7 protein-coding genes are annotated in these 5,573 nt (G+C 56.4%); 3 read left to right on the top strand and 4 right to left on the bottom strand.

The genetic code is table 11. From position 1 onward, the window contains the following. The 3 genes from VL197_12125 to VL197_12115 form a co-directional block, all read right to left on the bottom strand. Window positions 1-401 (bottom strand): nitric-oxide reductase large subunit (locus VL197_12125; GenBank protein HUJ18727.1); only part of this gene is annotated, 401 nt, incomplete at its 3' end. Between the two features lie 466 nt (window positions 402-867). Next, window positions 868-1,467: a DUF488 domain-containing protein gene (locus VL197_12120; protein HUJ18726.1), complete on the bottom strand. Its 600-nt coding sequence runs from the start codon at window positions 1,465-1,467 to the stop codon at window positions 868-870. Window positions 1,468-1,660: 193 nt separating this feature from the next. After that, entirely contained in the window at window positions 1,661-1,888 is a 228-nt protein-coding gene (locus tag VL197_12115) for a DUF2945 domain-containing protein (GenBank protein HUJ18725.1), read from the bottom strand. A 369-nt stretch (window positions 1,889-2,257) separates the two neighbouring features. Between VL197_12115 and VL197_12110 the strand changes: the two genes are divergently transcribed. From VL197_12110 to VL197_12100, 3 genes are all read left to right on the top strand, one after another. Beyond that, window positions 2,258-3,391, top strand: a complete 1,134-nt coding sequence (locus VL197_12110) for a site-2 protease family protein (protein HUJ18724.1) — start codon at window positions 2,258-2,260, stop codon at window positions 3,389-3,391. Window positions 3,392-3,579: 188 nt separating this feature from the next. Further along, on the top strand, window positions 3,580-3,969 hold the full coding sequence (locus tag VL197_12105) for a CBS domain-containing protein (protein HUJ18723.1): 390 nt from the start codon (window positions 3,580-3,582) through the stop codon (window positions 3,967-3,969). 42 nt (window positions 3,970-4,011) lie between these two features. Beyond that, window positions 4,012-4,314 (top strand): hypothetical protein, encoded by a 303-nt coding sequence (locus VL197_12100; GenBank protein HUJ18722.1) that lies wholly within the window; start codon window positions 4,012-4,014, stop codon window positions 4,312-4,314. Between the two features lie 260 nt (window positions 4,315-4,574). Here VL197_12100 and VL197_12095 read toward each other — a convergent pair. After that, the coding region (locus VL197_12095; protein HUJ18721.1) for a mechanosensitive ion channel family protein at window positions 4,575-5,573 on the bottom strand (999 nt) is incomplete at its 5' end.

Genomic DNA, 5,573 nt, shown 5'->3' with positions numbered 1-5,573 from the left:
AACTGAGCCACTTCTCCGTTGATTGCCTGTGGGTTTACCTTGGTACGTTGTGCAAATCCACTGTTGGATTGCCGGTGCGCGATCATGTCTCCTGCGGCAACTGCAAGCGTATGCAGGTATTCCGCGGAAAAATCAGGCCCGAGGTAAGCCCCGTGTCCCCAGACCGTCCCATTCTCCATCAAGCCGTACTTGAGGAATACCTGCTGCCCGGCAATGATGTCTTCCCCGGTGAAGACCAGATCCCCCGACGGGCTCATGACCTTTTCCGGAACAGGCGGTGCGTCCCGGTAACCTTGAGCAGCAAGCCAGATCAATACCGTAAAACACGCAGTCAGGACCAGAATGACCGAATTTTCCCACCACGAAGAAAGCGGTTCTCCTGCACTCGTTTGTTCGTTCATAGGAATGGACCTTTCATCGAAGTGAATTGACGAGCCTCTTGCTGCACGAAAGCTGCTTCTCTTCAGGCTGATGGCGATAAAATGAGATTCCTGTCATTAAGCTCTGCTCTTTATTTTTTCCTCGAATTCTTCCGACATTTCCAAAAGGATCCATTCTTCTCACCCCCTTGTTCAGCCTCGTATTGAGGCTTCTATCCCTTGCCTATCAAGATGCGGCCCCGAAATGCTAAGGGCTTTGCCTGATGAATTGCCCATCCGGGGTCCCGGGTTCCTTCTACTTCAAGTTCCACCGCTGTCGTTGCCCCTCCTGCGCCGAACTGGATGCCGCCTCGGGTTTGGACTTGAGCCCCGCCTTCCCGACCTTCTCGACGAGCGGGGGCCAGTCGTCGGTCGATAGGATGAGCTCCGCTGTATTGATTTCTTCAAGGTGTGCAACCGCATGAACGATCCTTTGGTCGGTCGGAAGTTACAGAGGCAACGCGCTCCTTCGCCTGGGGTGTGGTTCGTGAGCGGATTCAGCCGATTCCGGCCCGGGATAAGTTATCTTTGTTCCCATGACATGGGCCCAGGGGGTCATTGTGTGCGCCTTCGCGGACGTCTTGCTCATAATGTCCATGACCGTTATCCCGCGAGCGAGCAGTGCATCAGCAATGAGCGAGCGATGGCAGCGCCAGGGCACCGCTTCCGCGCACATGATCACCGTGGGCTGCTTTACAGCCGTTTCGACGAGCCTATTCAAACTCCGTTCAAAATCCGCCGTCTGCATGTAGTCTGCGAATCCCCGAAACGAGGCATTTTCCCAGGCTTTGTTGATAGAGTCATTCTTTGCGCGGCGAAGCCCGCCAAGACCCGGCAAATGCTCGTAGCCGACGTCCTTTCCGTGCAGCGCCGCAGCCAGGGTGTCGCTGTTATATTGAGGGTTGTGACGGGATTTCGGAATGGTCCTCACGTCGATGACGAATTCAATGCCATGGGCCTTCAAGATAGCCGCAAACTCATCCATTGAATGCGTGGAATGTCCGATCGTATAGATCGTCACACTGGTTTTCGCATGCTCTTCTGCCATGGGGAATACCCATATGCCTGAATGCTTTGTAATCGAAAGAGTGATGCTGCGCTCGATACAAAGCTCAAAGGGATGGGACGTCGACGGGAAGGTACGGGCAGATACCGACAGAATAAAAAGGACTGCCTGTGCAGCGTTCTGCTCCATTTCTTCTTCGTTGCACGTCCAGCACAGCCTCTCCTTCACATGCTTTTTAGGCGGTACTTGCTTTTTTTATTTTTTTAAGAGCCGAACCCTTGTGCATGGCCAGGTGTTCAGTCGTATCGCTCTTGATCAAATACTGAGGCTCTTCTTTCGAGGCGTGGACCGTGTATCCTTTGAACGTGATGACGGATGTTATTTTTTTCTTGATCGTTCCCCGTACTCGGCCTGCCTCAGAGTTCCAAGCGACATGATCCCCCGTTTTGATGTCGTGCGCCATTGGTATGGTCTCCCGCTAATTTTCCATCTGTGATCTCTGCAGTCGCCATGGCCGGCATGCTGCGGCGTTGTTGTCCGCAAAAACAACGTGATTCCTCGAGCCGGAACAAGATCCAATAATACAATAGCTCCCCCTCATACTATGTCAATACTCGTTAAGTATCATAAACCAACGTTTAATCTCAATACCTTCAGTTAACGCGCACCATTGGCCTGGCGCTAAGTCGTAATCCCTCCGCGCCGATTCTCAAACGAGGATATATAATTATGACAAGAAACTTACCAGAAGTATGACTAATTCCGACATCCGGCCTTGGCAGCGTCGGGCGGATCATTCGCCGGGGGGCTGCAGCAGAAGCGGAGGTGTTGCATGTTCGGCAGGCGCATTACGCTATTCACCCTGCTTGGGTTCGCAGTGCACGTCGACATGAGCTGGCTGATTCTTGGCGTGCTGATCACCTGGTCGCTGGCTTCCGGGGTCTTTCCGTCCATGCATCAGGGGCTCGCGCCGGCAGCCTACTGGATCATGGGCATAGGCGGAACGGCCGGATTCGTTGTCTCCATTATCATCCATGAACTCTGCCACTCCCTCGTGGCCCGCAGGTTCGGCCTGCCCATGAAAGGGATCACCCTCTTTGTCTTCGGCGGCGTGGCGGAAATGGACGACGAGCCGCCAAGCCCCCGGGCCGAGTTCTGGATGGCCATCGCCGGTCCCCTTTCGAGCGTCGCGCTCGGTTTCCTCTTTAACCTCGTATCGGACATGACGGAGCAGTTCTCCGTGCCGGCTGCGGCGGTGCTCGGGTATCTCGCCGTGATCAACTGGGTCCTTGCGGGCTTCAACCTGATCCCGGCCTTCCCGCTGGACGGAGGGCGGGTGCTGCGTTCGGCGCTGTGGCGAAGGATGAAGAGCCTGCGCAAGGCCACGCGCATTGCATCGCAGATCGGTTCGGGCTTCGGCGTCTTCCTTATCATTCTCGGCGTGGTGGGCGTGATTCGCGGGAATGTCATGGGAGGCCTGTGGCAGTCAATGATAGGGATGTTCCTCCGCTCCGCGGCAGAAATGTCGTATAAACAGGTCCTGATCAGGCGTGCCCTTGGCGGTGCAACCGTTGCTCAGGTCATGACCCGTGACCCCGTCGTTGTCGCGCCCTCCACCACCATCCGTGCGCTGGTCGAAGACTACGTGTACCAGAGGCACTTCAAGCTTTACCCGATCATGGACGACGGACGGTTCGTCGGCTGCATTACGGTCGAACGCATCAAGGAGATTCCGCGCGGGGAGTGGGACCGCCGCACCGTGGGCGAATTCGCCGTCGAATGCACCGGCCGGAACACCATCGAGCCGGATGCCGATATGCTGAAGGCCCTGTCGCGGATGACAGGCTCAAATACAGGCAGGCTGATGGTCGTCGACAAAGGGCGCCTGCTGGGCATCATCAGCCGGAAGGACATCATGGACTATATCTCGGTCAGGATGGACTTGGACGGCAATAACGAAGCATGACGCGGAGCGAGACGGGACAGATATTTCTCCCGAGGCTTCCCGGGGCGCTTGATAGCTGACCTTTGTTGCAGTAAAAACAGCCAAGTTGGAAATATTTTCTTCCGCCCTTGACATGGCTCTGGAATTATTCTAATTATTATTAGAGATGTATGCTGTCGGACATTCCTTGTTGCAGGAGCGAGATTCCAATGGCAATTGCCGCAAAAGACATCATGCTGAAGGGTACGAACCTTCACGTCAATGACAGGGGCGCAGCGCTCGTAAAAAAACTGTCGAGCCGGTATCGCGCCTGGCCGGTGGTGAATGACGATTGCCACGTTGTCGGGATCATCGTGGAAGAGAGCATCCTCGGAGCACTTCGGGACACGAAGGCTTTATTCCGGTGCACTGCCGGTCAGCTCATGACCTGCGGGCACCGCGGCCACGATCACGCATGTGAAAACCCGGTCATGGTATCGCCGGACACGCCGATGGATCAGGTCCTGCAGACCATGCGGAGGGAGCATCTGTCCGTCGTGCCGGTGGTCAGGGACCGCGTCCTAGTAGGGGTCATCAACAGGGGCGATCTAAAACGATGACATTTTCCGGCCCGGCGTGGGCGGCATGCCATGAGAGGTGATATGGCAATGAAGACTCGGGAGGAATACATCGACAAGATGGCGGAGCAGCTCAAGGCATGGTCAGCAGGCATCGACGAACTGCAGGACCGGGTGAGCGTAGTGAGGGCCGATATGAAAGCCGGATATGAGAGCCGCATTCGAGAGATCAGGGACAGGCGTGAGGCTGTTGCACGAAAGATCCAGGAACTCGGGGAAACAAGCGAAGAAGCCTGGGATGCCCTGAGGGTAAGGCTCGATTGTGCTTGGCTTGATTTTACGGACGCCTTGACATCCGCGCGGGAAAAGTTCAGGAAAGCCGCCTAGAGACCGCTAAGGACATTCGCGCAGCTTTACCCGACGAAGAGAGCTGGTGCGAGCTCTGGAGGTTCTTCGCCAGCGTGCAGTTTCTTTGAGCAGCATCAAGTCCTATCGGCATGTTGCCTTAATCACGGTACACACTAATATTCTTCTGAGCTCCGCGGAGAATCCCACATGGAACGCGTGATGGCAGACCCCTTCCACTTCGTTCAGGGTGACAGAAGAAGGCTGGGGAGCAGTCAGCTGACCAAAAACGGAAGGCCTGCTCATGTGTTCCGCTCCTTCTCTTCCCTGAGGTATACGGTCCTGTGCGGATAGGGGATCTCAATACCTGACTCCCTGAACCGCTTCAAGATCCTCTTCCGCAGCTCGTGCTGGGCGAGGTATTGATCGGTAAACTCGGCGACCTGGCAGTTGAGCGTGAAGTCCAGCGAGCTGGCGCCGAAACCGGGAATGAACCGGACAAAGGGTTCCGGATCCGCGAGCAGGCCGGGGATGTCCGCCGCGCCTTTTTTGGCCTCTTCTACCAGGGTCCGCTCCACCTGCTCGGGGTCGGATGAATAGCTCACGCTGACGGGAATCGAGAGGGACATCTTCTTCTCCGGCAGGTAATAGTTCGTGACAACGCTCTGCGCCAGCTTGCTGTTCGGGATCACGACGATGTTGTTCGGCAGCATCCTGACCCTCGTGGTCCTCCAGGTGATGTCCTGCACGTAGCCCTCCTGCCCGGTCTCGAGCCTGATGAAATCGCCGACGCGTATCGATTTTTCCATCAGCACGTGGATGCCGGCGAAAAGATTCGCCAGGGTGTCCTGGAGCGCAAGTGCCACGGCAAGGCCGCCCACGCCCAGTGCCGTGATGATCGGGGTGATGGAAATGCCCATGACGCCCAGGACCACGAGCACCCCGAGCGAGATGATGCTGCCCTTCAGCAGTCCGTACGCGAGGCCGGTCGTCGGATGCGGGAGGTTGGACTGCAGAATGTAATATTTGAATACCCTGCCGGACAGGTTCGCGGCGGCAAAGGTCACGGACAGGATGAGGATAACGTGAATGGCCTTGAACAGGTAGGACGCATACCGCTCAGAGAGGTCGGAGAAGGCAATGCCGAGGTAGATGCCGAGGGCGACGATCCACAGGATGGACGGACCCTTCAAAGACGAGAGGATCATGTCGTCGAACGTCGCTGACGTCCTCTGCGCCCAGCGATGAATGAGCCTGACGACGAGAGACCTGATCACCAGCAGAACCGCAGCGGCGATGAA

This window comes from Nitrospirota bacterium, assembly GCA_035516965.1.
In the GTDB taxonomy this organism is placed as follows: Bacteria; Nitrospirota; UBA9217; order UBA9217; family UBA9217; genus MHEA01.
This window is presented reverse-complemented; position numbering and strand designations above follow the sequence as displayed.

Coding starts and splice junctions, on each gene's coding strand:
- VL197_12100 (HUJ18722.1), top strand. CDS start 4,012: ATGGCAATGAAGACTCGGGAGGAATACATCGACAAGATGGCGGAGCAG.
- VL197_12115 (HUJ18725.1), bottom strand. CDS start 1,888: ATGGCGCACGACATCAAAACGGGGGATCATGTCGCTTGGAACTCTGAG.
- VL197_12105 (HUJ18723.1), top strand. CDS start 3,580: ATGGCAATTGCCGCAAAAGACATCATGCTGAAGGGTACGAACCTTCAC.
- VL197_12120 (HUJ18726.1), bottom strand. CDS start 1,467: ATGGCAGAAGAGCATGCGAAAACCAGTGTGACGATCTATACGATCGGA.
- VL197_12110 (HUJ18724.1), top strand. CDS start 2,258: ATGTTCGGCAGGCGCATTACGCTATTCACCCTGCTTGGGTTCGCAGTG.